This window comes from Rhizobium sp. WSM1328, assembly GCF_057653715.1.
Genome location: NZ_CM172788.1, coordinates 4,205,555 through 4,227,627, shown reverse-complemented (window position 1 = coordinate 4,227,627; position 22,073 = coordinate 4,205,555). Strand labels below are relative to the sequence as shown.

At 60.7% G+C, this 22,073-nt stretch carries 20 protein-coding genes; 14 read left to right on the top strand and 6 right to left on the bottom strand.

The genetic code is table 11. From position 1 onward, the window contains the following. Nucleotides 1–5 precede the first annotated feature (5 nt). The 3 genes from AC2444_RS21005 to AC2444_RS20995 all read left to right on the top strand — a co-directional run bounded on the left by AC2444_RS21005 (nt 6) and on the right by AC2444_RS20995 (nt 1,547). Nucleotides 6–653: a glutathione S-transferase family protein gene (locus AC2444_RS21005; RefSeq protein ID WP_012759440.1), complete on the top strand. Its 648-nt coding sequence runs from the start codon at nt 6–8 to the stop codon at nt 651–653. A gap of 155 nt (nt 654–808) precedes the next feature. Next, nucleotides 809–994, top strand: coding sequence for a 50S ribosomal protein L32 (gene rpmF, locus AC2444_RS21000; RefSeq protein WP_003543812.1), 186 nt, complete (start codon nt 809–811; stop codon nt 992–994). A gap of 145 nt (nt 995–1,139) precedes the next feature. Beyond that, complete coding sequence (locus tag AC2444_RS20995) at nt 1,140–1,547, top strand: hypothetical protein (protein WP_012759439.1); 408 nt, start codon at nt 1,140–1,142, stop codon at nt 1,545–1,547. Here the strand turns inward: AC2444_RS20995 and phaR are convergent. Further along, complete coding sequence (phaR, locus tag AC2444_RS20990; protein ID WP_012759438.1) at nt 1,542–2,114, bottom strand: polyhydroxyalkanoate synthesis repressor PhaR; 573 nt, start codon at nt 2,112–2,114, stop codon at nt 1,542–1,544. The genes AC2444_RS20995 and phaR overlap by 6 nt on opposite strands. A gap of 237 nt (nt 2,115–2,351) precedes the next feature. On the opposite strand from phaR, the gene AC2444_RS20985 reads away from it, so the two are divergent. Together AC2444_RS20985 and phbB are read left to right on the top strand one after the other, a co-directional pair. Next, nucleotides 2,352–3,533, top strand: coding sequence for an acetyl-CoA C-acetyltransferase (locus tag AC2444_RS20985; protein ID WP_012759437.1), 1,182 nt, complete (start codon nt 2,352–2,354; stop codon nt 3,531–3,533). Nucleotides 3,534–3,604: 71 nt separating this feature from the next. After that, a complete protein-coding gene (gene phbB, locus AC2444_RS20980; protein ID WP_012759436.1) occupies nt 3,605–4,330 on the top strand; it encodes a beta-ketoacyl-ACP reductase in 726 nt (241 codons plus the stop codon). A gap of 589 nt (nt 4,331–4,919) precedes the next feature. On the opposite strand, the gene AC2444_RS20975 is transcribed toward phbB, so the two are convergent. Then, the gene (locus AC2444_RS20975) at nt 4,920–5,177 is read right to left on the bottom strand and encodes a YMGG-like glycine zipper-containing protein (RefSeq protein ID WP_003589657.1); all 258 of its coding nucleotides are present in this window, start codon (nt 5,175–5,177) and stop codon (nt 4,920–4,922) included. A 27-nt stretch (nt 5,178–5,204) separates the two neighbouring features. Then, the gene (locus AC2444_RS20970) at nt 5,205–5,360 is read right to left on the bottom strand and encodes a DUF3309 family protein (RefSeq protein ID WP_071414346.1); all 156 of its coding nucleotides are present in this window, start codon (nt 5,358–5,360) and stop codon (nt 5,205–5,207) included. A gap of 810 nt (nt 5,361–6,170) precedes the next feature. On the opposite strand from AC2444_RS20970, the gene AC2444_RS20965 reads away from it, so the two are divergent. The 5 genes from AC2444_RS20965 to AC2444_RS20945 all read left to right on the top strand — a co-directional run bounded on the left by AC2444_RS20965 (nt 6,171) and on the right by AC2444_RS20945 (nt 12,566). Then, entirely contained in the window at nt 6,171–9,419 is a 3,249-nt protein-coding gene (locus AC2444_RS20965; protein WP_012759435.1) for a helicase-related protein, read from the top strand. Nucleotides 9,420–9,421: 2 nt separating this feature from the next. Next, nucleotides 9,422–9,826, top strand: coding sequence for an RNA-binding S4 domain-containing protein (locus tag AC2444_RS20960; RefSeq protein ID WP_012759434.1), 405 nt, complete (start codon nt 9,422–9,424; stop codon nt 9,824–9,826). Nucleotides 9,827–10,020: 194 nt separating this feature from the next. Then, nucleotides 10,021–10,359 (top strand): ferredoxin FdxA, encoded by a 339-nt coding sequence (gene fdxA / locus AC2444_RS20955; RefSeq protein ID WP_012759433.1) that lies wholly within the window; start codon nt 10,021–10,023, stop codon nt 10,357–10,359. A 393-nt stretch (nt 10,360–10,752) separates the two neighbouring features. Then, the gene (locus tag AC2444_RS20950; protein WP_003543775.1) at nt 10,753–11,325 is read left to right on the top strand and encodes a CarD family transcriptional regulator; all 573 of its coding nucleotides are present in this window, start codon (nt 10,753–10,755) and stop codon (nt 11,323–11,325) included. 377 nt (nt 11,326–11,702) lie between these two features. Beyond that, nucleotides 11,703–12,566 (top strand): RNA polymerase factor sigma-32, encoded by an 864-nt coding sequence (locus AC2444_RS20945; RefSeq protein WP_012759432.1) that lies wholly within the window; start codon nt 11,703–11,705, stop codon nt 12,564–12,566. A 114-nt stretch (nt 12,567–12,680) separates the two neighbouring features. Here the strand turns inward: AC2444_RS20945 and AC2444_RS20940 are convergent, their stop codons facing one another. Beyond that, a complete protein-coding gene (locus AC2444_RS20940) occupies nt 12,681–14,225 on the bottom strand; it encodes a M48 family metalloprotease (protein WP_041935596.1) in 1,545 nt (514 codons plus the stop codon). 391 nt (nt 14,226–14,616) lie between these two features. After that, the gene (locus tag AC2444_RS20935) at nt 14,617–16,155 is read right to left on the bottom strand and encodes an MDR family MFS transporter (RefSeq protein ID WP_012759430.1); all 1,539 of its coding nucleotides are present in this window, start codon (nt 16,153–16,155) and stop codon (nt 14,617–14,619) included. A gap of 116 nt (nt 16,156–16,271) precedes the next feature. On the opposite strand from AC2444_RS20935, the gene AC2444_RS20930 reads away from it, so the two are divergent. The 4 genes from AC2444_RS20930 (at nt 16,272) to AC2444_RS20915 (ending at nt 20,084) form a co-directional block, all read left to right on the top strand. Beyond that, complete coding sequence (locus AC2444_RS20930) at nt 16,272–16,799, top strand: MarR family winged helix-turn-helix transcriptional regulator (protein WP_012759429.1); 528 nt, start codon at nt 16,272–16,274, stop codon at nt 16,797–16,799. 57 nt (nt 16,800–16,856) lie between these two features. Continuing rightward, nucleotides 16,857–17,513 (top strand): thiamine diphosphokinase, encoded by a 657-nt coding sequence (locus tag AC2444_RS20925; RefSeq protein ID WP_017995497.1) that lies wholly within the window; start codon nt 16,857–16,859, stop codon nt 17,511–17,513. A 3-nt stretch (nt 17,514–17,516) separates the two neighbouring features. Further along, the gene (locus tag AC2444_RS20920) at nt 17,517–19,334 is read left to right on the top strand and encodes an ABC-F family ATP-binding cassette domain-containing protein (protein ID WP_012759427.1); all 1,818 of its coding nucleotides are present in this window, start codon (nt 17,517–17,519) and stop codon (nt 19,332–19,334) included. Nucleotides 19,335–19,454: 120 nt separating this feature from the next. After that, entirely contained in the window at nt 19,455–20,084 is a 630-nt protein-coding gene (locus AC2444_RS20915; protein WP_012759426.1) for a hypothetical protein, read from the top strand. A gap of 71 nt (nt 20,085–20,155) precedes the next feature. On the opposite strand, the gene AC2444_RS20910 is transcribed toward AC2444_RS20915, so the two are convergent. Then, the gene (locus AC2444_RS20910) at nt 20,156–22,045 is read right to left on the bottom strand and encodes an ABC transporter ATP-binding protein/permease (protein WP_171815704.1); all 1,890 of its coding nucleotides are present in this window, start codon (nt 22,043–22,045) and stop codon (nt 20,156–20,158) included. Between the last annotated feature and the right edge of the window lie 28 nt (nt 22,046–22,073).

The window sequence follows — 22,073 nt, the reverse complement described above, 5'->3', positions numbered from 1 at the left end:
GGCCCATGGATAGACCGACGCTCTACATCGCCAACAAGAACTATTCCTCCTGGTCGTTCCGGTCGTGGATGGCGCTGACGGGCGCCGGCGTCGATTTCGAGGAGGTTCTGATCCCCTTCGACTATCCTGGTGGCAATCGCGATATCAAGGCGGTCTCACCGACCGGGCGAGTACCACTTCTGCAGCATGGTGCATTGAAGATCTGGGAATCGCTGGCGATCATCGAATATGTCGCCGAGCTTTATCCGGACGCCGCCCTTCTGCCGAGGGATCGCGCCGAGCGAGCGCTCGCCCGTTCGGTTTCGATGGAAATGCTTTCGGGCTTCCGGGCGCTGCGCGGTGCCTGCCCGATGAATATCCGCCGGCCGAAGGGCAAGATCGCGTTGCCGGAGGGTGTCGACGCCGATATCAGCCGCATCGAGACGATCTGGCGCGACCTCCTGCAGCAATCCGGCGGACCGTTTCTGTTTGGCGCGTTCAGCGGGGCGGATGCGATGTTTGCGCCTGTCGTCAACCGGTTCGAAATCTATGATCTCGTCAGCCAGAACGATACGCTGGCCTATATGGAGACCATGAAGGCGCATCCGGCCTGGCGGAAATGGGAAGAGGCGGCTCGAGCCGAGCCTTGGATCGTGCCGGAAGACGAAGTCTGAGCCTGGAATCATCGGCTTTGCAAAAAATACGCATGGGGACTGGTCAAGGTCACCCCTTGCATGTATAAGCGCGCCAAATTCCGAAATCGCGACATGTCCGTTTCGGCCGCCGGTGTGGCCGTGGGAATGTTTTGCCCGCAAGTGGAGTAAGAGAAATGGCTGTACCGAAGAGAAAAACAAGCCCGTCCAAGCGCGGTATGCGCCGTTCGGCAGACGCCCTGAAGGCTCCGACCTACGTCGAAGACAAGAATTCCGGCGAACTGCGCCGCCCGCATCATATCGATCTGAAAACCGGTATGTATCGCGGCCGCCAGGTTCTGACGCCGAAGGAAAGCGCATAATTTCGCGATCCGGCTTGTCCGATCGAAGTTTCAAGGCCGGCGTCACGCCGGCCTTTTGCATTTCGACAATATAATATTTGCAATGACTTGCGGTGGGGCAAGGGTTTGCGGCAGTATTGTTCCATGATGCACTGGGAGATTGCCGATGATAGCCGCCATGCCCCTGATGATTATCCCGTTTATTCTTTACAATCTTGCGATGCTGGGCCTGATGGGCAATGGCGGAATTCCGGCACTGCAACATGATATCATCGTGCTGTCGATGATCTCGGGCGCGATCTGGAGCATGGCGCTCGGCGATCTTTTCATCGTCATCGCACTTGTCGTGCTGTTCTTCGAAATCCTCAAGGCGACCAGAACTGGTTCCGGCAATCTCGTCAACCACATGCTGTCGATGCTGGTGTTCATCGCTTTCCTGGTCGAGTTTTTGCTCGTCCGGGATGCTGCGACGCAGGTCTTCTTCATTTTGATGACGATCGCTCTGATCGATGTCATCGGCGGTTTTGCCGTGTCGATCCGAAGCGCCGGGCGGGATGTCTCGATCGGATTATAGGTTGTCGAGTTTGTTCTGAAGGGCGCGGAGCTGTTCCTTCAGCTCGTCGATATCCTTGGCCTCGGCCTTGCGGCTTTCCTTGGCAGGCGGCGTCATGAAGGGCGAGAACATCTGCATCGCCTGCTGAAACAGCTCGGTGTTGCGGCGAACATGGTCCTCGACCATCTGCATCGGCAACTGCAGGTTCTTGCCGAGCGGCGTTTCGCCGAAGGCGCGGTTTACTTGCTCGCGCATCTGGGACTGCTGTTCGGTGAAGGAGCGCATCGAATGTTCGAGAAAGCTCGGCACCACCATCTGCATCTGGTCGCCGTAATAGGTGATGAGCTGGCGCAGGAAAGAGATCGGGAGCAATGTGTTGCCGGTCTTCGATTCCTGTTCGAAGATGATCTGGGTCAGCACCGAATGGGTGATGTCATCTCCGCTTTTTGCATCTTGTACGTTAAATTCTTCGCCCTTCTTCACCATCTCCGCCAGGTCTTCCAGCGTCACGTAGGTGCTGGTGCCTGTGTTGTATAGGCGGCGATTGGCGTATTTCTTGATAACAATCTGACCCTCATGCTTCGCCATATCAGTCTCCTGAACCCCCGTCTGATTTATGGATATTCCTCCACTTGAGACTGTAAACGCAAAAGAAGGCCGGTGACAATCTCTTTGTGCGATGCGGCAAACCTTTAACAGAGCAGATGAATCGGGCTTCGACGGGCTTTACCTAAAATGACGGCGGCCGGTCTTCGCGTTTGACTTGTGCTCCAAGCTTTGCCAGTTTCCACTTATGTAAGTGAGACGAAAACGAGGAGCGTCCCCATGAGCAATCCATCCATCGTCATCGCCAGTGCAGGGCGAACAGCAGTCGGCGCCTTCAACGGTGCTTTCGCGACGGTCCTCGCGCATGAGCTCGGGGCGGCCGTCATCAAGGGCGCGCTCGAGCGTGCGGGCGTCGATGCCGGCGAGGTGGATGAGGTGATCCTCGGCCAGGTGCTTGCCGCCGGCGAAGGTCAGAACCCGGCCCGCCAGGCGGCGATGAAGGCCGGCATTCCGCAGGAAGCAACGGCCTGGGGCGTTAACCAGCTCTGCGGCTCGGGCTTGCGCGCCGTCGCGCTCGGCATGCAGCAGATCGCCACCGGCGACGCCAAGATCATCGTTGCCGGCGGCCAGGAATCCATGTCGATGGCCCCGCATGCCGCGCACTTGCGCGGCGGCGTCAAGATGGGCGACATGAAGATGATCGACACGATGATCAAGGACGGCTTGACCGACGCTTTCCACGGCTACCACATGGGCATCACCGCCGAGAATGTTGCGCGCCAGTGGCAGCTTTCGCGCGACGACCAGGATCAGTTCGCCGTCAGTTCGCAGAACAAGGCGGAGGCAGCGCAGAAGGCCGGTCGCTTTGTCGACGAGATCATCCCCTACGTCATTAAGACACGTAAGGGCGACGTTACGGTCGATGCTGACGAATATATCCGTCACGGCGCGACGATCGAGGCGATGGGGAAGCTGCGCCCGGCCTTCGACAAGGACGGCACGGTCACGGCCGCGAACGCGTCCGGCCTCAACGACGGTGCCGCTGTGGCGGTGCTGATGAGCGAAGCGGAGGCGGTCCGGCGCGGGGTCCAGCCGCTCGCCCGCATCGTTTCCTGGGCAACGGCGGGTGTCGATCCGCAGATCATGGGCACCGGACCGATCCCGGCTTCGCGCAAGGCGCTCGAGAAGGCCGGCTGGTCGGTCAACGATCTTGATCTCGTCGAAGCCAATGAGGCCTTCGCGGCGCAAGCCTGTGCCGTCACCAAGGATCTCGGGTGGGATCCGTCGATCGTCAACGTCAATGGCGGAGCGATCGCGATCGGCCATCCGATCGGCGCCTCCGGTGCGCGCGTTCTCAACACGCTGCTGTTCGAAATGAAGCGCCGCGGCGCTAAGAAGGGTCTCGCCACGCTTTGCATCGGGGGTGGCATGGGTGTGGCCATGTGCTTTGAAGCGCTTTAAATAGCATACGATCCATGTTTGATTGAAGATCCCGCCACGCGACGGGGCGAAAAACAAAAGGGGAGCGGAACATGAGCAGAGTGGCTTTGGTCACCGGGGGTACACGCGGCATCGGCGCGGCAATATCCATGGCACTGAAAAATGCCGGATACAGGGTCGCTGCCAGCTATGCCGGCAACGACGAGAAGGCCAAAGCCTTCCACGACGTTACCGGCGTTCCGGTGTTCAAATGGGATGTTTCGGATTACCTCGCTTGCGGCGAGGGAGTTGCCAGGGTCGAAAGCGAGATCGGCCCGGTCGAAATCCTCGTCAACAATGCCGGCATCACCCGCGACGCGATGTTCCACAAGATGACGCAGCAACAATGGCACGAGGTGATCAATACCAACCTCACCGGCCTGTTCAACATGACGCATCAGGTCTGGACCGGCATGCGTGACCGCAGCTTCGGTCGTATCGTCAATATCTCGTCGATCAACGGGCAAAAGGGCCAGATGGGCCAGGTGAATTATTCGGCGGCCAAGGCGGGCGATCTCGGTTTTACCAAGGCACTGGCTCAGGAGGGGGCGAACAAGAACATCACCGTCAACGCCATTTGCCCCGGTTACATCGGAACGGAAATGGTGCTTGCCGTGCCGGAGAAGGTGCTGAACGAACGTATCATTCCGCAGATCCCCGTCGGTCGGCTCGGCGAACCGGAAGAGATCGCGCGCTGCGTCACCTTCCTCGTCTCCGACGATGCCGGCTTCATCACCGGTTCGACGCTGACGGCCAATGGCGGACAGTTCTTCGCCTAGGCATTTCTGTCTTCACGTCGACAGTAGGAATTAGATTCAAAGCGATGGCGCGTCCGGCAGGATCGCGCCATCGCTGTTTGTGGGCGTCTCGTGATGCCGGTTGCGACTTTGTGACCGGAGCAGTCGCGCTGTTTCGGGAAGATCAAGAGCGGCGGTCTGTGTTCGGACGTCGCTGTGGCCTAACTCTGGCCGGTATTTTGCGCAGCGAACGATCATCGCTGCTGAACGCTGATATCGCGGTTGTCAGGAAAGCCGACGCGATGAGGGAATTCAGCAAAATCTGAATCATGGAAGCGTTTCCTTTTGGGTGCGCCGGGCGGCCCTGCCTGTCCGTTGCGCTCCAGAACAGGATGATCTTAGGCCGGGTCGGCCTAGGATCATCCTGTTCTGCATTTATAGTGAGAGCATGATGTCGTACGAAAACCGCTCACACTTTTCGGCATCATGCTCTGAAGGAAATATGTTACTCCCCGTTGGGCGGCGCTAGGTTTGACTTTCGCAACCGATTGTCAACGTCTCGTTGACGGATCGACCGACAAAGAAAACGGGCGCCGAAGCGCCCGTTGGGAGTCCGATATGCTTGTGCCGATTAGCGGCAACGAGCCTCGTAGCGGCGGCCGTAGCGGTCGCGATAGACGCAGTAGCCGCGGCGTTCGACCGACTGGCCGATCAGAGCGCCGGTCAGGCCGCCGGCAACGGCGCCGACGGCGGCACCACCCCAGCTGTTGGTGACGACACCGCCGATAACCGCGCCGGTGCCGGCGCCGATCGCCGTGCCTTGCTCGGTCGCTGTGCAGGATGCGAGCGCGCCGACGAGCGCACCAATAAGAACAATCTTCTTCATCATGTCGTAACTCCCTAGGTTAGTTGGCCTTTAGACGCGGCCCATTAGTACAAGGATAATGATAATCACGAGAACTAGCCCCAAACCGCCAGAAGGTCCATAGCCCCAGCCACGGCTATAACCCCAATTCGGCAAGGCTCCGATCAAGAGCAGAATGAGGATAATAAGTAGTATCGTGCCAAGCATGGTGTGTTTCCTTCATTTCATCCGCAATTTGGATGGACTAGAAACACGTATTGGCGATTTTTGTTCCCGGTTAAGCTCTGGAAATGTGACGAAGCCTGATTCACGGTTTAATTTCCGTCATTTCCGAAAATTGCCGCTATGGTTAAAAAGACATTTAAATACAATATGTTGCGGTGAACAAAGCGGGAAAATCGCGATGTCGCCGATTCGTCAGCGATTCGTTCCGTTTTTGATCGGCGCGCCACAATTGGCCGTCCCCGACTTAACGCCGTCTGAATCCGGCTCCCAAAAAGATTAATTTTGGTGCGGCGGAGCGGGACGAAGGGCTCTGCCGCTGATCCGCGTCTAGTGCCGGGGCCTGATAGCGCTACCAGATGTGGCCGTGAACGAAAGGCGAAAACGATGGAGTGAGCGATTCGTCTCCGATTCGTTCAGGCTTTGGTCGAGAGGTTAATTTCGGGCGGATTTTTGCCTGTTCAAAATCGGGCGAAGATTGTCGCTCACGACGGCGAAAGTGCGAACAGGAGAGAGTCTCGCGATTCAGCATCTAGTGGGAAAAAGTGATTCAAAATCAATACTTAGCCGTGAACAAAAGCTGAATCAGCGAGAGTCATCGATTCGTCGCTGATTCGTTCTTGCGCTGTTCCGAATCGGAAATTCGGGCGTTCCGCAGGACTCGCAAAGGTCGTAATCCCCGAGGCATTTTGAAATCTGCCCTTGCGTTTGCGACGGCAGCTGTCCATGTGTTGTCCAGCTTCCATCGAGGAGTCGAGATTTTCTGGGGCCACCCCGCCTCATTTGCATGGACTCATGACTCTGATTTCGCAGCCGATGATTCTGAGTGGGCGCGGTGTGACCGCGGTGCTCGGACCGACCAATACCGGCAAGACCCATTATGCCATCGAGCGCATGGTTGCGCACGGGACGGGCGTGATCGGCCTGCCGCTCCGGCTGCTGGCGCGCGAGGTCTATACGCGGGTGGTGGAGAAGGTCGGCGCACAGAATGTGGCGCTGGTCACCGGCGAGGAAAAGATTTCGCCGCCCAATGCGCGTTTTTCCGTCTGCACTGTCGAAGCGATGCCGCGCGAGACCAGGGCCGCCTTCGTCGCGATCGACGAGGTGCAGCTCGCCGGCGATCTCGAGCGTGGCCATATCTTCACCGACCGTATCCTGCATCTGCGCGGCCGCGAGGAAACGCTGCTGCTCGGCGCGGCGACGATGCGGCCGATCCTGCAGCAGCTCCTGCCCGGCATCACTATCGTCGAGCGGCCGCGGCTTTCGCATCTTTTCTATGCCGGGCAGAAGAAGATCACCCGGCTGCCGCAGCGCTCGGCCATCGTCGCCTTCTCTGCCGACGAGGTCTATGCCATCGCCGAGCTCATCCGCCGGCAGCGCGGCGGCGCGGCGGTGGTGCTCGGCGCGCTCAGCCCGCGCACCCGCAATGCGCAGGTGGCGCTTTATCAGGCGGGCGACGTCGAATATCTGGTGGCGACCGATGCGATCGGCATGGGCCTCAACCTCGATGTCGATCACGTCGCCTTTGCCCAGGACCGGAAGTTCGACGGTTACCAGTTCCGCAATCTCAATCCAGGCGAACTCGGCCAGGTCGCCGGGCGCGCCGGGCGGCATGTGCGGGACGGGACCTTCGGCGTCACCGGACAGGTCTCGCCCTTCGACGACGAACTGGTGCAGCGCATCGAGGGGCACGAATTCGACAACGTCAAGGTTTTGCAGTGGCGGACGACGGAGATGGACTTCTCCTCAATCGCATCGCTGCGCGCCAGCCTTGAGGTGGGACCGCGCGTGCCGGGGCTGACGCGGGCGCTGCCTGCGGTCGACCAGCAGGCGCTGGAACAGCTTTCGCGCTATCCCGAGGTCATCGATCTCGCCGACAGGCCGGCGCGCGTCGAAAAACTCTGGGAGGCTTGCGCGCTTCCCGATTATCGGCGTATCACCCCAGCACAACATGCCGATCTTATCGCGACCCTCTTTTCCGATCTTGTCCGCTATGGCACGGTGAATGAGCAGTTTCTTGCGGAGCAGGTTCATCGCTCCGATCGAACAGATGGGGAAATTGACACGCTTTCGGCGCGAATCGCGCAGATAAGGACCTGGACCTACGTTTCGAATCGGCCCGGTTGGCTTGCCGATCCGACACACTGGCAGGAAAAGACGCGGGAAATCGAAGATCGATTGTCCGACGCGTTACATGAAAGGTTGACGAAACGCTTTGTTGATCGCAGGACATCTGTGCTCATGAAGCGCCTGAGAGAGAATGCGATGCTGGAAGCTGAAATCAGTGTGAATGGTGATGTCTTCGTTGAAGGACATCATGTAGGGCAATTGAGCGGGTTCCGTTTCACGCCGGTGGCGGGAACGGACGGACCGGATGCCAAGGCGGTTCAGGCTGCGTCGCAGAAGGCGCTCGGGCTCGAGTTCGAAGCCCGCGCGGCCCGGATGCATGCCGCCGGCAACAGCGATCTTGTGATCGGTTCGGATGGGTTGATCCGTTGGCTGGGCGACCCGGTGGCGCGGCTTTCGGGCAGCGATCACATCATGCGTCCGCGCGTGATCCTGCTGGCCGACGAACAATTGACGGGCAATGCCCGCGATCACGTTGCTGCCCGCATCGAGCGCTTCGTCAATCATCATATCAGCACGGTGCTGAAGCCGCTCGATGATCTGTCGCGCGCCGAAGATCTGCAGGGTCTCGCCAAGGGGCTTGCCTTCCAGCTCGTCGAGAATCTCGGGGTGCTGTTCCGCCGCGAGGTGACCGAGGAGGTGAAGTCGCTGGACCAGGAGGCCCGTGCCTCCATGCGCCGCTACGGCGTGCGTTTCGGCGCCTATCACATCTTCGTTCCCGCACTTCTGAAGCCGGCGCCGGCCGAGCTCATCACGCTGCTCTGGGCGCTGAAGAACGACGGTCTCGACAAGCCCGGCTACGGCGATCTCATTCCGGTGCTTGCCGCCGGCCGCACCTCCGTCGTCACGGATCCGACCTTCGAGCGGATGTTCTACAAGCTCGCCGGCTTCCGTTTCCTCGGCAAACGTGCCGTACGCATCGACATCCTGGAACGGCTGGCCGATATCATCCGTCCGCTGCTGCAATGGAAGCCCGGTCAAAACAACCGTCCGGAGGGCGCCTATGACGGCCGCCGCTTCACGACGACGACGGCGATGCTGTCGATCCTCGGTGCGACGCTCGAGGACATGGAAGAAATCCTCAAGGGTCTCGGCTATCGCGCCGATGCCGTGAAGGCGGAAGAGGCATCAGTACATCTTGCGACGCAGGATGCGGCCTCAGTGCCTGCTGCCACTGCGGAAATGCCTGCGGAAGAGACAGCCGAAAAGGCCGACCACGACGATGCCGACGGTGCGGCGGAAGAGACTGTTGCCGAAGCGTCTGCAACCGAGGCGGCTCCGGCAGTTGCTGACGCGCCCGTGGCCGAAGCGGTCCAACCCCCCGCTCCGGTCGAAGCGATCGAGACATCGGCTCCGGTCGAAGCGTCTGGGGAAGCGGTGCACGCTCCCGAGGAAGCAGCACCTGCTCCTGGGGAAGCCGGCGAGCCGGTGGAACCGAAGCCAGTTCTTCTGTGGCGTCTCGGCGGCCGCAACGACAATCAACGCCAGGCGCGCGGCGGTCATGGCGAACGCCGTGGCGGCCAGGGCGAGCAGCGCGGTCAGAACCAGGAACGCGGCGACCGCAATCGCCGGCCGGGCGGCGGTGAAGGCGGCGAGGGCAATCGCAATGGCGACGGCCGCGACAACAATCGCCAGAACCGCGGCAAGGAAGGCGGCGGTCGCGATGGCGGCCGGCCGCAGCAGGCAAGAGGCGACCGCAACAACCAACCACGGGGCGACCAGCCGCGTGGCGACCGGCAGGACCGTGGCGATCGCAAGGATCGCGGTGACCGCAACGATCGCAACGACCGCAACAACAATCGCGGCGGCTCGCAGCCGCTGCGCTTCGAGGCCAAGCCGCCGCGTAAGGAGAAGCCGATCGATCCGGATTCGCCTTTCGCCAAGCTCGCAGCCCTCAAGGAGCAGATGAAGAAGTAGTCATGAGCGGGGAGACACAGCCGACCAGCGGTTCGCGCCAGCGCATCGACAAGTGGCTGTTCTTCGCGCGCATGGCGAAGTCACGCTCGGTGGCGCAGAGCCATATCCAATCAGGCCATGTGCGCATCAACGGCGAGCGCTGCAGCCAGCCGAGCCAGATGGTCAAGCCGGGTGACCGTATCGAGCTGACGCTGGAGCGGCGCGATGTCGTTCTCGTCGTGCGCCTTGCCGGCGAGCGGCGGGGGCCTTACGAGCAGGCGCGCCTGCTTTACGACGACCAATCCCCGCCGCCCGATGAGGCAAAACGTCTCACGCCCTACGAGCAGGCAATCCGGGCGACCGGCACCGGCCGTCCGACCAAAAAGGAAAGACGTGCAATCGACAGGCTGATGTCGGACGAGGATTAGAAAACTCTGTCTGCGGCGTCGGCTTTTGCAGATCGTTTATCCTTGAAATCCGGCGATAAAGCCGATACGTCACTGACAACCTGCCGGAAGCGTGCTTGCCTCCCAAGCGTGCTCACGCTTTTCCTCCGGCACGGGGATAGGCGCGACGTTCCAGGTTGCCCGGCCCCATCCGCATGGAAATCCTGGAGTTCTTCATGACCTATGTCGTGACCGACAATTGCATCAAGTGCAAATACACCGATTGCGTGGAAGTCTGCCCTGTCGACTGCTTCTATGAGGGCGAGAATTTCCTCGTCATCCATCCCGACGAATGCATCGATTGCGGCGTCTGCGAACCGGAATGTCCCGCCGAGGCGATCAAGCCCGATACCGAGCCTGGCCTCGACAAATGGCTGAAGATCAACACCGAATACGCAACGATCTGGCCGAATATTACGGTCAAGAAGGAGCCGTTGCCTGAGGCCAAGGACATGGATGGCGAGACCGGAAAATTCGAGAAGTATTTTTCCGAAAAGCCCGGTTCCGGCGATTGAGACAGCGCCTACATTCGGTCACCGGGTTCGGGCGAACGTAGGGCAAAACGTTTTAAAAGCTGCGTGAGGCATATGGGTGACATGTGTTGCCCGCATGACTCAAGCGAAGCAAATTATTGATTTCCTCATATTTTTATGATAGGTTTCGTCTACTGTTCCATTTGTGGCATGACGCATGCCCAAAACCATCACGAAAGCAAAACAAATCCGTACACGGTTTCCGTGACATATCAACGCTTTGAGCGCCGGGTCCCAAGATCGTGCGCAAGAAGTCTTTGCTTTTGCCCGATGGGACCAGAGTGAAGTCACCCGACGGATACTACCGTCTCACCCGGGCCTGACTGACCCGGCTCCGGCCGCCGCCGGAAGCGTAACAGGGAGTTTTTGAATAGAATGACGACTCAGCAGAAAAAACCTTCTACAGCACGTCACGGCTTCAAGACCGGTGAATCGATCGTCTACCCCGCTCATGGCGTCGGTACCATCACCGCTATCGAAGAGCAAGAAGTTGCCGGCATGAAGCTCGAACTTTTCGTTATTGATTTCGAGAAGGACAAGATGCGTCTGAAGGTTCCGGTCGCGAAGGCGATGAGCATTGGTATGCGCAAGCTTTCGGAAACGGATTTCGTCGAGCGTGCTTTGAAGGTCGTGCAGGGCAAGGCGCGCGTCAAGCGCACCATGTGGTCCCGCCGCGCCCAGGAATATGATGCCAAGATCAATTCCGGCGACCTGATTTCCATCGCTGAAGTCGTGCGCGATCTCTATCGTGCCGAGAACCAGCCCGAGCAGTCCTATTCCGAGCGCCAGCTTTATGAGGCTGCGCTCGACCGCATGGCGCGCGAAATCGCCGCGGTCAACAAGATGTCGGAAACCGAAGCCGTCCGCCTCGTCGAGACCAATCTCAACAAGGGTCCGAAGCGTGGCAAGGCCATCGAAGAAGACGATTCACAGGACGAAGCCGCATAAAGCGACCCTGTTTTTCTGTCAAAAAACCCGGCCTTCGAGCCGGGTTTTTTTATTGGAACTTTTTGCCGACTGCCGCGTTTATCACACGTAATTGCGGACTGCTCGTCGGGCAATGGCCTCACGGGCGAACTGCTATTCCGTCAATGTTCGATGAGGAGCGGATCATGCCTTTTCTATATTGCCCATCCGGCAAGGTGAAAAAACAGGTCCTGCCCAGCCGTCTTACCGGCACATGATGAAAAATAGGGCCTCCCCCTGAAAAGTCCAGGGGCGGGGCTTTTATGCATTCAGAACTCCATTCAATCCGGACAGCGATGTTCCGGGAGAAGAGTTTTATTGTTCATTTCAGGGCGAGAGGCCTGTTTCGGGAGATCGAAATGAAGAACATGTCTGCAGATCGGCGCATGATCAAAATCGCGATGGCCGCGCCTTATCTCGCCCGTCAGGAAGAGCACGATCTCGCCACCCGCTGGAAGGATCATGACGACCGCGGCGCGCGCAACCAGATTGCCATGGCCCATATGCGCCTCGTCATATCCATGGCCGGCAAGTTCCGCAATTTCGGTCTGCCGATGAGCGATCTGGTCCAGGAGGGCTATGTCGGTCTGCTCGAGGCCGCCGCCCGCTTCGAGCCGGAACGCGACGTGCGCTTTTCCACCTATGCAAGTTGGTGGATCAGGGCATCTATCCAGGATTATATCCTGCGCAACTGGTCGATCGTGCGCGGCGGTACGAGTTCGGCGCAAAAAGCGCTGTTCTTCAATCTGCGCCGTCTGCGCGCCAAGCTCGCCAAGGGAGACACGCAGCTGACGCTGCAATCCATTCACCAGGAAATCGCCGCGGCCCTCGGCGTCAGCCTCTCGGATGTACAGACGATGGATGCTAGGCTTTCCGGCAACGACGCCTCGCTGCAGGCGCCTTCGGTCTCCGGCGATGCCGAGAGCGCGGAAAAGATGGACTTCCTCGTCAGCGACGATCCCCTGCCGGACGAGCAGGTGTCCAACATGATCGACGGCGAGCGCCGCCGCGTCTGGCTCGCCTCGGCGCTGAAACATCTCAACGAACGCGAGATGAAGATCATCAGCGCCCGGCGTCTGGCGGAAGACGGTGCCACGCTCGAAGAGCTCGGTGCCGATCTCGGTATTTCCAAGGAGCGCGTGCGTCAGATCGAAAGCCGAGCGATGGAGAAGCTTCGCAGCGCGCTCGTCAGCGCCGATCCGCATATGGCGGCCTACGCCTGAACCGAAAGCGCGTCGCCGATTTAGCTCGTTGTCGCAAAACCGCCGCACAATTTTGCGCGAGATGTTTTATCCCTTCCAGCAGCACAGACTGGCCCGGCGCTAGCCGGGCCTTTTTTATTCGGCGATGATCTTGACGCGATCGCCTATAGAAACGGCTGCACCCGTGGGCAGGGCATTGATGAGCTTGAAGAGATCGAGCTTGCGGTCTGTGCCCATCATGCGGGCGGCGAGCGTCGAGATGTTCTCACCCGGCCGGACGGTGACGACGCGGATGCGCAGCGGTTTCAGCGAGGCGGCCTCTGCCGGCGTCATGCGGCGGAAACTCGCGCGCAGCACATTCGCCGTTGGCTCAAGGGCGCCGCTGCCTTTCGGCACGGCGGTCAGGAAACGGAAGATCTGCGAATTGTTGCGGATCACGGTGACATCGAAATCCCAGCGGTCGGCGCTGGCGCGCGCGGTGGCTGCTTCCATGCCGTTGATGGTGATCGGTTGGATGGTCGACGGGTCGAGGCCGGTTACCCAGCCGCTGGAGATATAGTTGGTGAGGCTCTGGTTCTGATTGTCGGCGACGCCGTCGAAGCGGACGGCGATGTCGTTCGGACCGGTGGCCATCACCGCCTCGACCTTGTTGTCGATGTGGAAATCCGGCGGCACGTCGAAGCGGATGCCGAGGCCGCCATGCAGGAAGGTCTGGCCGCGCACATAGCCTTCTTCCGGGCTGTCGCCGTAGAGCAGTCCGTCTATGCCGTCGAGATAATAATCGCGGCCCTTGTCGCCGACCGAGCCTTCCTGGCCGAAGGCGCGGGCGTGGGTGCGGGCGAGCTCTATGCGCTGAGCCGAATTCGGATGGCTCGACAGGAAGTCGAGGCTCTGGTCGGCTTCGGGATCAACCGACATGAAGCGACTGTAAGCCGCCATCGAATCGAGGAAACGGGCAGCGGCATAGGGATCATAGCCAGCTTCACCGAGCATGCGCACACCGATGACATCGGCCTGCAGCTCCTGCTGGCGGGAGAAGGCGGCGAGCCGCAGCTTGCCGCGGGCAAGCGCCTGCTTGCCGGCGATGTCGCTGGAAAGGACTTCGGCGACGACGCGGCTGGCGATAACCTCAGCCTCTTCGCGCTTCTGCCGCTCGATGCCGTGGTTCGCCGTCACATGGCCCATTTCGTGCGACAGCACGGCGGCAACTTCCGAAGCGTCGTTGGCAAGGGCGAGCAGGCCGCGGGTGACGTAGAGATAACCGCCCGGCAGCGCAAAGGCGTTGATCGCCGGCGAATTCAGGATGGTGATGCGGTAGGACTGGCTCGGATTTTCCGACACCGCCGTCAGCGCGCCGGCGATGCGGGCGACGAGGCGCTCGGTTTTGGCGTCCTTGTATTCGCCGCCGTAGCTTGCCACGATGCGCGGATGCTCGCGGGCGCCCATCGCCGCGCGCGGGTCGTTTTTCTGCACCTCGTCGACGATCTGTGGATTGGAAGACGGCGAAACACTCGGCTGATAGGATTGGTCGATCAGCGTTTGGCAGCCATTCAGCGCCATTGCGACGGCCGAAAGCAGCATCATGCGACGCGCGAAGCGCCGCGGCGCGGAAATGGCATCACTGGAAAGCGCGGGGGATTTCCACGTCGTCAAGCTGTCCAGTCTGTTTCTCCGCATCATGTCGCTGTTTTGCCGGTTTGCCGCAGATTCGGACCGACCGTGGCAAGGGGAATTCAACAGGTGCGCACCCCTGATCTCGCGCTGCACAATCGGCCAATACAAGTCGTTGCTGTAGCTGATTTACGCATCGGTTGCATAGCGAGACTCTGTTTAAATGTGGCGCCGTTGCATTTTAGCAAGCCTCAGGCATTAAGGCTTCCCTTCGCTCGGATGAAATTATGGCGAAAGTTCCGTCACAAAGCCGAGATTCGTCGGCGGTGCGGAAAAAGAACGGCCCGATTGAAGCAACCGGCTCGATAGCGACAGTCTTGCGAGAAAATCGCAACCTTTGATGTATGCACGTCGAGAGAGAACGCCTCCTGATAAAGCATTCTCTCGCGTGACGATTCCACTATTCGGCAGCTTCCGCCGTCGCCGGTTGCGGCTTTATCGTCTCGCCGGCACGGGGCAGTTGCACGGGTTTCAGCATGATGGCGGCGGCAAGGCCGATCAGCGCAATGGCGCAGGAGGTCATGAAGAGCGGCGAGAATGCGGCGGCATAGGTATCGGCGACCGCTTGGCGGCTCGCTTCGGGAAGGGCGGCCATCATTTTCGGCGTCAGCTGCTTGATATCGGCGACGCCAGGAATGGAGACGCCGACCTTGCCGAGCTCAGAGGCGATGATGGCGCCATAGATGGAAATGGCGATCGAGGCGCCGCCCATGCGCGACAGCGTCACCGAGCCGGTGGCGGCGCCGACGTCGCGGGCGGGTGCTGCATTCTGTACGCCGATGACGGGAACCTGCTGGGCAAGGCCGATGCCGATGCCGTGCAGCATCATGACCGCGCCGATGAAGGCGATCGGCGTTCCGGCGTGGATCTGCGACATCAGCGCAAAGGCGATGGCGCTGCAGGTGAGGCTGGCGATGGCGAAGGGCTTGTAGCGCCCCGTCTTCGAGATGATGCGGCCTGCGGAAAGCGACCCGCAGACGAGGCCGCCGGTCAGAAGGATGAAGAGCAGGCCGGCGGCAGACGGCGAAAGGCCGGTCGTTGTCTGCAGAAAGAGGGCGAGATAATTGACCATGCCGATGGCGATGGCGCCGCCCATGATCGAGATCACCAGGAGCAGGCTGAAGGTCGAATTGCGAAACAGCTGCAGGGGAACGATCGGTTCCGGCGCGCGGCGCTCGACGAACACCCAGGTGACGGCGCAGACGACGCCGAAGGCGACGATGCCGATACTCTCCGGCGAGATCAATGCGCCGAACAATTCGCTGCTGTCGGTGGCAAGCACGATGCTTGTCGTCGTCATGGCAAGCAGGAGCGCACCGGCATAATCGATCTTGGGGCGACGATGCGGTTTGCGGTACGGCAGCATGAAGGCAAGGCCGGTGAGCACGATGAAGCCGATCGGCACGTTGACGAGGAAGATCGAGCGCCAGCCGAAGAGATCGCTCATCGTACCGCCGAGCACCGGGCCGATCGCGCCCGATGCCATCAGCACAAGGCTGGAATAGCTTTGGTAGCGCGCCCGCTCGCGCGGCTCGAACAGGTCGGCGTTGACGGCGAAGATCGACACCATGATGCCGCCGCCGCCAAGACCCTGCAGCACGCGGGCGGCGATCAGCGTATTCATCGAGACCGCAAGGCCGCAGACTGTCGATCCGACGGTGAAGATCATGATCGCCGTCATCATCACGTATTTTCGGCCGAACAGGTCGCCGAGCTTGCCGTAGACCGGCATGACGGCGCTCAGCGACAGGAGATAGGCCGAGCCGATCCAGCCGAAGCGCTCGAGATGGCCGAATTCGCCGACGATCGTCGGCAGCGCCGTGGAGACGATCTGATTATCAAGCGTCGCCATGAACATGGCGGTCATCAGGAAGAAGAAGAGGATAAGCCGACGACGAGGATCCGTCACGAGCGGCGCAGGCGCGAGTTGCATGTCCATGGGAGGCATCGTTCCGGGTTGATGTGCTTTTATGTGCTAATAGCATATAGTTGTCAATGGCACATTAATGACATCGGCATATTCAATTTTTGAATCGGCTCTGTTATGGTCCTGTGATGAGCGACGTTCTGACCAAGACCCCTTCTGTGGAGCCGGCCGAGCCGGATCGTGAAAACGTGCCGCGTATCGGCCGGAGCATGGCGCGCATGCGGCTGATGACCGGGCGGCGGCTGATCGGCCGCCTGGCGATCCAGAGTGCTGCACCGGGCCTCGAGCTTTCGCATCTCGACGTGCTCGATGCCGTGCGCAGGGCGCAGCCTGCCGGCGAGGTCACGGTCGGCATGATCGCGGAGATGCTGCGCATCGATCCGTCACGGGCAAGCCGGGTGGTGGCCGACATGGTCGGGCGCAACGTGCTGCGCCGCGAGGCCTCGCAGGCCGATGCGCGGCGGATCGTCGTCGTCATGACCGAGGTTGGCCAGGACCTGCTTGCCGAGATCGTCGCGCAGAAGCTTGCGATCATTTCCGAGATCGTTTCCGACTGGCGACAGGAGGATGTCGAGCGCTTCGCAGCGCTTTTCGAGCGCTTCATCGGCGGCTACGAGGCGGTTTTCCTGTCGCGCGACAAGGATATGCCGGGCTGAGGCAGACGCCGGCGTTCGCCGGCCCTTCCCCTCGACCCCTCGTTTGCGCTAAGGGCAATGCCCATGAGCCAATCCACCTTCACCATTCTCCTTGGCGGCGAACTCAGCCTGACGGAGCGCCTGCGCGATGCCATCGAAAACAGCCGCTTTATTGCGGCCGATGGCGGCATGCGGCATGCGGCAGCACTCGGTATTACGCCGGAGCTCTGGGTCGGCGATTTCGATTCGACGCCTGATGATCTCGCGGGTGCATTTCCCGATGTGCCGAAACAGCCTTATCCGGCCGCGAAGGCGGCGACGGACGGCGAAATCGCCGTGGCGGAAGCAATCGCGCGGGGCGCGCGGCGGCTCATCCTGGCCGGTGCGCTCGGCGGTGAACGCTCCGACCACGCGCTTCAACACCTGTTGTCGGCCGTCAGCCTGGCGGAAGAGGGTTTCGACCTGCTGCTGACCTCGGGCAAGGAAGAGGCCGTGCCGCTGGTTGCCGGTACGATCGAACTGGACCTTCCCAAAGGCAGCCTGTTTTCCGTGCCCGGATTCAGCGAGCTGAGAGGGCTTTCCCTCGAAAATGCGCGTTATCCGCTCACGGATTTCCATCTGCCTTTCGGCTCGTCGCGCACCATTTCCAATGTTGCGGAAGGCAAGGTTCGCTTTTCGCTCCGCAGCGGCCGGGCAATCGTGCTCGCCCGGCCCTATGATCTTTCCGGAGTCTGATTTTTGGCCCCTCCCATTCTGAAACTCGACGATATCTTCCTGAGCTTTGGCGGCGCACCGCTTCTGGCCGGTGCTGGCCTGCAGATCGAGCCCGGTGACAAAATCTGTCTCGTCGGGCGTAACGGCTCGGGGAAATCGACGCTGCTGAAGATTGCCGCCGGCCTGGTCGAGGCGCAGTCCGGCGAGCTCTTCCGCCATCCGTCCTCGACGGTGCGTTATCTCGAACAGGCGCCGGATTTTGCCGGCTTCAACACGGTGCAGGCCTATGCCGAGGCCGGCCTCGGGCCAGGCGATGACCCCTATCGTGTCACCTATCTGCTGTCGCATCTCGGGCTGAGCGGCGATGAAGACCCCAAAATGCTGTCCGGTGGCGAATCACGGCGCGCAGCCCTTGCCCGGGTTATGGCACCGGAACCGGACATTCTTCTGCTCGACGAACCGACCAACCATCTTGACCTGCCGACCATCGAATGGCTGGAAGGCGAGCTGCAAAAGACGCGCAGCGCCTTGGTGCTGATCTCGCACGACCGGCGTTTCCTCGAAAAGGTCTCGACGGCAACCGTCTGGCTCGACCGCGGCACCTCGCGCCGGCTCGAGAGAGGCTTTGCGCATTTCGAAGCCTGGCGCGACCAGGTGCTGGAGGCCGAGGAACTGGAACAGCACAAGCTCGGCAAGTCGATCGAGCGCGAGGAGCACTGGCTGCGCTACGGCGTCACGGCGCGGCGCAAGCGTAACATGCGCCGTCTCGGCGAGTTGCAGACGATGCGCTCGAACTATCGCGGCCACAAGGGACCGCAGGGCACGGTGCAGGCGACGGTTTCGGACGCGCAGGAATCCGGCAAGCTGGTGATCGAGGCCGACAAGATCACCAAGAGCTTCGGTGAGCGGGCTATCGTCACGCCGTTTTCGATACGCGTGCATCGCGGCGACTGCATTGGTCTCGTCGGACCGAACGGCGCCGGCAAGACGACGCTGCTGAAGATGCTGACCGGGCAGCTTTCACCCGATAGCGGCATCGTCAAGCTCGGCACCAATCTGGAGATCGCGACGCTCGACCAGAAACGCGAGGATCTCGACCCCGAGGATACGCTTGCCAACTATCTGACGGATGGGCGCGGCGAAAACCTGCTCGTAAACGGCGAGCAGCGCCATGTCACCGGCTACATGAAGGAATTTCTGTTCCAGCCGGAACAAGCGCGTACGCCGATCAGAAACCTCTCCGGCGGCGAACGCGCCCGGCTGATGCTGGCGCGCATCCTTTCGCGCCCGACGAACCTCTTGATCCTCGACGAGCCGACCAACGATCTCGATATCGAAACGCTCGATCTCCTGCAGGAGATTGTCGCCGGCTTTCCCGGCACCGTCATTCTCGTCAGCCACGACCGCGATTTCCTCGACCGCACCGTGACCTCGACGATCGCACCGGCCGTGCCGGATGCGCCTGATGGTCGCTGGATCGAATATGCCGGCGGCTACTCGGACATGCTTGTACAGCGCAAGGGCGCGCTCGAGGAGCGTAAGAGGGCCGAGAAGGCGGCGGAGAAGCCGAAGACGCAGCAAGCAACAGCTTCAGGCAACTCGAAGGTCAAGCTCTCCTTCAAGCAGAAATTCGCACTGGAAAATCTGCCAAAGGAAATGGCGAAGGCCGAAGCCGAAATCGCCAAGCGCGAACAGGTGATGGCAGATCCCAATCTTTTCACGCGCGATCCCGCAGCCTTCAACCGGCTTGCCGGCGAGATGGAGAAACTGCGCGCCAGCCTGACTGACATGGAAGAGGAGTGGCTGGAGCTCGAAATGCTGCGGGAAGAGCTGGAAGGCTGAGATTTTCTCGGGGCTGAAGGCTCACTTTTCCTTGATTCGTCAGTGTGTCGTCCTGCGGCATAAGGTGCCGTCCGGCAGCCGGGGATATTGCCGATCGCAATGGCGACAAGGAAAAGTCATATGTCTCGCAAGCCTCATTCCCGTTTTCTCACAGCACTTACTGCCGGCAGCCTCGTCGCGCTTGCCCTGTCGCAAGCCGCACAGGCGCAAGATGCCCAGCGCATTCGTGTTCGCGGCGCAATCGAAAGCCTCAGCGGCGATACACTCGTCGTCAAGACGCGCGAGGGCAGCGATGCGACGGTCGCGCTGAAAGCCGGCTGGAAGGTCGGCGGCATCAAAAAAGCTTCCGTCGAGGATATCAAACCCGGCGATTTCGTCGGCGTCGCTTCGCTTCCGAAGGGCACGGGCCCGGACGGGGCGATCGAGGTGCTGATCTTTCCGGCGTCGATGAAGGGAACCGGTGAGGGCAACCGTCCCTGGGATGCGCAGCCGAACAGCCAGATGACCAACGCGACTGTCAGCAACGCCGTCAAATCCGTCGACGGCCACACGATCACGCTGACCTATCAGGGCAAGGAAAAGACCATCACGATTGCCGATGGCACGCCGATCGTGACGTTGGCGCCTGCGACCAAGGATGATCTGAAGGCCGGTGCCGGCGTCGTCGTCACTGGCGAGAAGGCGGCGGACGGCAGCATCTCGGCCAGCCAGATCGCCGTCGGCCTCAACGGCGTCATACCGCCGATGTGACCAGCGGCTCAAATCCTCGTCTTATGCATGCCGTCATCCCAAAACCGCTCCACACTTTTGGACGGCATGCATTAAAGCGCCGGCGCGGGCACGGCGGCAGCGCCCGCACTGGCGCTGGCGCCGGTCTGGACGGCAGGTGGCTCCTCGGATGCTGACGGCAGCGCCTGCAGATGCAGCACGCGCGGCTTCAGCGCCTCGAGATAGGCCTCGGAGCGGCCGATATAGATCATGCCGCTTTCGGGCATCGAGGTGAGCAGTTTGGCCATTGTTTCCTGCAATTCCGGCTCCATGCCTTCCAGCACTTCGTCGAAGATGATCCAGCGCGGGCGCACGAGAAGCAGCCGGGCAAATCCGATCGCTTTCTGCTGGTCGCTGTCGAGCAGCTTGTCCCAGCGGGCGCGGGTTTCGAGCCTTGCGATCAGCGAATGCAGACCAACCTTGTCGAGGGCCGCCTCGACGTCGGCTTTCTCGTAGGCTTCGGGACGTTCGGGAAAGGCCAGCGCCTCGCGCAGTGAGCCGCCGGGGACATAGGCCAACTGGGGAACGAAGAGCATGTCGTCGATCGGCGGCAGGCCTATCGTGCCGCTGCCGCACGGCCAGAGGCCGGCCATCGCCTGGAAGAGCAGCTTGCGATTGACGCTGTGATCGCCGTTGATCATGATTTTTTCGCCGGCCTTGATCACGACATCGGTTTCACGCAGACGGAAACCGCCGCATTCCTCGATGTCTTCACCGATCTTGGCGACGATCACCACGTCCTTCAGCGTCAGCGTGCCGGGCGCGGCGTTTTCATAGGCGATGCTGTCCTTGAGGTCGAAGTCCTCTTCCATCTCGACCAGCGCCTGGCGGAAATCGGTGACGCGCATCAGCGTGGCGCGCCATTCGGCGATCGGGCCGAAATTGGAGACATACCAGCGCAGCGCCGTGTTGACCTGGTTGAAGGCGCCGACCGACATCATCAGCTGGCCGAGGGTGAGGCCGCCGGAGAAATAGGCGGGGGCGGCAACGATGATCGGGATGACGATCACCAGCCAGCCATAGCCGGCCGAAACCCAGGTGAGATTGGTATTGGCCATGGCAAGCCGCTTGACGACTGTCAGGACCGAGCTGATGTCGGTGTTGATGCGCCGGCGTTCGTTCTCCTCGCCGCGGGCAACAGTAATTGCCGGCATGTTCTCATTGGCATGCATCAGCGTGAAGCGAAGCTCGGCCTCTTTCGAAAAACGGTCGGCATTGAGCTTCACCAGCTTGCGACCGACGACCTGGCTCAGCACCGAGGCGGAAGCGGCATAGAAAATCGCCGCCCAGACCATGTAGCCTGGAATGGAGAAGCTATGGCCGCTGATGCGGAAGATGAAGCCGCTGGAAAGTTCCCAGAGCACGCCGATGAAGCTCACCAGAAGAATGGTCGACTGCAGCAGGCCGAGAACCAATCCCGTCGTGCTTTCGGCGAGGTTGCGGGAATCCTCGTGCAGGCGCTGGTCCGGATTGACGCCGATCAGGCCGCTGGAGGCAAGCCGCAGCGCCCGCTTGCGCTTCAGCCACTGGTCAACCAGATCGCGCGACAAGCCTTCGCGCATATAGAGCGCCGTCATCTGATTCAGCCAGGCCTGCAGCACGTTGAGCAGCAGCAGCGTGCCGGCGATCATCGCGAAGATTTCGAGTTGGTGGAAGAATTCGCCGAGGTCGCGGCGCTCCAGCGAGTCGTAGAAGGGCGCATTCCACTCGTTCAAAATGACCTGGCCGTAGGACGTCGCCAGGATAACGAGGATCAGCACGGTCGCCAGAAACAGCACCTTGCCACGCACTTCCGAATTCCAGAATGCTGAGAACATGACGCCGAGGCGATATGTCAGGCTTAAATCATACCCTACCCTATCCTGCCTCCGGATGCCCGGCCTCCCCTCGATTTTATCTGCCATTACGCTTTTCCAAATCGCCCATACCCTTATAAATAACATGGTGGCGTTACCGGTCTATCAACAGATT

Coding starts and splice junctions, on each gene's coding strand:
- AC2444_RS20970 (WP_071414346.1), bottom strand. CDS start 5,360: ATGCTTGGCACGATACTACTTATTATCCTCATTCTGCTCTTGATCGGA.
- AC2444_RS20945 (WP_012759432.1), top strand. CDS start 11,703: ATGAAGAACATGTCTGCAGATCGGCGCATGATCAAAATCGCGATGGCC.
- AC2444_RS21005 (WP_012759440.1), top strand. CDS start 6: ATGGATAGACCGACGCTCTACATCGCCAACAAGAACTATTCCTCCTGG.
- phaR (WP_012759438.1), bottom strand. CDS start 2,114: ATGGCGAAGCATGAGGGTCAGATTGTTATCAAGAAATACGCCAATCGC.
- AC2444_RS20995 (WP_012759439.1), top strand. CDS start 1,140: ATGATAGCCGCCATGCCCCTGATGATTATCCCGTTTATTCTTTACAAT.
- fdxA (WP_012759433.1), top strand. CDS start 10,021: ATGACCTATGTCGTGACCGACAATTGCATCAAGTGCAAATACACCGAT.
- AC2444_RS20915 (WP_012759426.1), top strand. CDS start 19,455: ATGTCTCGCAAGCCTCATTCCCGTTTTCTCACAGCACTTACTGCCGGC.
- AC2444_RS20960 (WP_012759434.1), top strand. CDS start 9,422: ATGAGCGGGGAGACACAGCCGACCAGCGGTTCGCGCCAGCGCATCGAC.
- AC2444_RS20910 (WP_171815704.1), bottom strand. CDS start 22,045: ATGTTATTTATAAGGGTATGGGCGATTTGGAAAAGCGTAATGGCAGAT.
- AC2444_RS20965 (WP_012759435.1), top strand. CDS start 6,171: ATGACTCTGATTTCGCAGCCGATGATTCTGAGTGGGCGCGGTGTGACC.
- AC2444_RS20925 (WP_017995497.1), top strand. CDS start 16,857: ATGCCCATGAGCCAATCCACCTTCACCATTCTCCTTGGCGGCGAACTC.
- rpmF (WP_003543812.1), top strand. CDS start 809: ATGGCTGTACCGAAGAGAAAAACAAGCCCGTCCAAGCGCGGTATGCGC.
- AC2444_RS20950 (WP_003543775.1), top strand. CDS start 10,753: ATGACGACTCAGCAGAAAAAACCTTCTACAGCACGTCACGGCTTCAAG.
- AC2444_RS20930 (WP_012759429.1), top strand. CDS start 16,272: ATGAGCGACGTTCTGACCAAGACCCCTTCTGTGGAGCCGGCCGAGCCG.
- AC2444_RS20935 (WP_012759430.1), bottom strand. CDS start 16,155: ATGGACATGCAACTCGCGCCTGCGCCGCTCGTGACGGATCCTCGTCGT.
- AC2444_RS20975 (WP_003589657.1), bottom strand. CDS start 5,177: ATGATGAAGAAGATTGTTCTTATTGGTGCGCTCGTCGGCGCGCTCGCA.
- phbB (WP_012759436.1), top strand. CDS start 3,605: ATGAGCAGAGTGGCTTTGGTCACCGGGGGTACACGCGGCATCGGCGCG.
- AC2444_RS20940 (WP_041935596.1), bottom strand. CDS start 14,225: ATGATGCGGAGAAACAGACTGGACAGCTTGACGACGTGGAAATCCCCC.
- AC2444_RS20985 (WP_012759437.1), top strand. CDS start 2,352: ATGAGCAATCCATCCATCGTCATCGCCAGTGCAGGGCGAACAGCAGTC.